At 63.4% G+C, this 2383-nt stretch carries 2 protein-coding genes and 1 pseudogene; all 3 read left to right on the top strand.

Going from position 1 to position 2383, the window contains the following annotated elements:
* On the top strand, positions 1-1049 hold a 1049-nt coding region (locus H7007_RS12965), incomplete at its 5' end, for a glycosyltransferase family 4 protein (protein WP_287155759.1).
* Between the two features lie 250 nt (positions 1050-1299).
* Positions 1300-1629 carry a hypothetical protein gene (locus H7007_RS12960; RefSeq protein WP_287155758.1) on the top strand — a complete coding sequence of 110 codons (330 nt, stop codon included), beginning with the start codon at positions 1300-1302 and terminating at the stop codon, positions 1627-1629.
* 154 nt (positions 1630-1783) lie between these two features.
* Positions 1784-2383, top strand: a pseudogene (locus H7007_RS12955) (hypothetical protein); the annotation flags it as partial.

Genomic DNA, 2383 nt, shown 5'->3' with positions numbered 1-2383 from the left:
TCCTGGGGGGAGGTGGACGGAGGGAGCTCGATCTCCGGAGGGACTGGGAGGATTTCATGCGTACCGCCCCGGAGGAGGTCCTGGGAAAGATCCTCTGGGAGGTGGTGAGGCTCAGGCCGAGGCGGATCCGGAGGTGGCGCGATTATGTCCTGGGTCCCCGCTCTCCAAGGTTGGAGCGGGAGGCATGCCGCGCCGCGCGCCGCTGCGACCTGGTGATGGGGGCCATGGTGCCCATGACCACTCTGGTGACGGCCTGGAAGGCGGCCCGCAGGGCGGGAAAACCCTTCCTGGCCGTACCTCTTTTCCATCCGCGCGACTACAACCACTACTGGCCGGATTACTACCGGGCAATGCGGGACGCGGCAAGGGTGGAGGCCAATTCGCCGGCCATAAGGGATATGATGAGGGCCTGGGGGCTTCCGGCCTTTTCCGTCGGGCCGGGATTAGATGTGGAAGAATTTGCCAACAATTCCATACGGGGCGACCGCTTCCGGCGGGAGTACGGGCTTGAGGGGAGGAAGGTACTCCTCTGGGTGGGGCGCAAGAACGCCTCCAAGGGTTACCCCACCGCCATCGCCGCCGTCCGCCTCCTCCGGGAGTGGGGGATGGACGCCGTCCTCCTCATGGTGGGGCCGGACGATGACGGGCAGCCGCTGCCCGCGGAGGAGGTGGTCTACACGGGCCCTCAACCCCGGGAGAGGTTACTGGACGCTTACGACGCCTGCGACCTCTTCATCTTCCCCTCCCTTAACGAAAGCTACTGCCTGGTGCTCAGCGAGGCACGGCTGCGGGGAAAGCCCGTGCTGGCCAACGTTTTCTGCGCCGCGGCACGGGGGCAGATAGAACACGGCGTGGACGGCTACCTCTGTGCTGAGGCGGAGGAGTACGCCCGGTACGCCTGGGAACTGCTCACGGATGGGGAGAGGTCCTCCCGGATGGGAATGCTCGGGCGGGAGAGGATAAGGCGCGAGAGGGATTGGGATGTCCTGGTGGAGGCCTATGAACGCCTCCTTCGCTCCCTCGTCGAGGATGCTTCGGCAGCAGGTTGAGCTGCCTTCGGCGGGATGTTTCCGCCGCGTGACCGGACCGTCAGGAGCTCCGGAAACGGTCGTCGCTCTCGTCTCTTTTACCCTTGTGCCTCCGGTTCCGGAAGGGAGGGGTTGGGGGCTGGAAGAGCCCTTCTTTTCCCGCCCCTTCAACGCCGATTGAGGAGGGATGTGCCTCCAGTACGGTAAGGGAGGGTTATAATACCTCCCAATGACCTCCTATCACCTCGAGACGGTACGGACGAGGAGGGCATTGGAGGGCAAAGGAAGGCTGCGGGGACATCGTGGAGAAAGGGATGCGGGAGCAGGATCTGACGGAGCGGACCGGAAGAGGGAAGAACCAGGTCCGGAAAACGATTTCCAGCAAATCCCTGCGGGGCATAGCGGTAGGAATGCGGACAATGATCGGACCTCGCGGGGAAAGGATGCTGGAGCAGGGTTTGAAGAGAGCATCTGGAGGCCAAAGCGCGAGGTTGGGGAAACGATGTGGAAAAAAATCAGCGAGGAGTATGGCGTCGGGTGGGGAAGAGAAAGGCGGGAGCTCGACCGTTGCAGAGTTTTGGCAAGGGAGCGAAAAGGCTGATAGGCGGGCGGAGGCGATTCCCATGAAGATTGTTTATTCCGCCCACGCGTTTTGTCTCAATGGAACCCTATGCGCCGATCGCGCATCCACGTAGGAGAGTGCGCGGATGGATGGTATTGGGACTGGCATTCAGAGCGAAGGAGCGGTAATCGCCATGGGTTCAAGCAAGAGAGGGATAAAGGAGAGGAGGGCGAGATCGGGGAGGAGGACAAGGCCTCGCCCCATCCTCGCATCCGCCGTTCTCTTTATGGCCTTCCTGCTGGCATGCGCATACAACCTGGTTTCGGTGTCCATGCGAGACGGCAAGGCGGCGGCGGCCGAGGGGCGCAACGTTTCCGACTGGCTCATCCTGGGTCTGGACGCCAGGGAATACACGAGCCGCATCGTCCCCCGCGTCCCCCTTTCCGAGAGGCAGTGGGTGCGCCACCACAAAGTCCTCATGACCTGGGGAAAGGCGGAGCCCCAGCAAGACGTCTTCAACTGGGCCTATTTCGACCAGGAGATAAACGCCCGCCTGGCCGACGGCACGGATTCCCTCATGCTCCTGCTCACCGGCGCCATCCCGGCGTGGGCGCGAGACCCCGCCTACGGGAGCTTCGCGGACAAGGCTCCCCCTCGCGACCTGCGGGACTGGTACGATTTCTGCTCCCGGGTCGCCGAGCGCTACGGATCGGTGGTGGACTTCTACGAGGTCTGGAACGAGCCGGGGTGGGACCGCGATTCCACCGCCTGGTACAAATACGGCGTCTACCAC

The sequence above is a fragment of the Candidatus Solincola tengchongensis genome (assembly GCF_015711935.1).
Taxonomy (GTDB): domain Bacteria; phylum Actinomycetota; class Geothermincolia; order Geothermincolales; family RBG-13-55-18; genus Solincola_A; species Solincola_A tengchongensis.
This window is presented reverse-complemented; position numbering and strand designations above follow the sequence as displayed.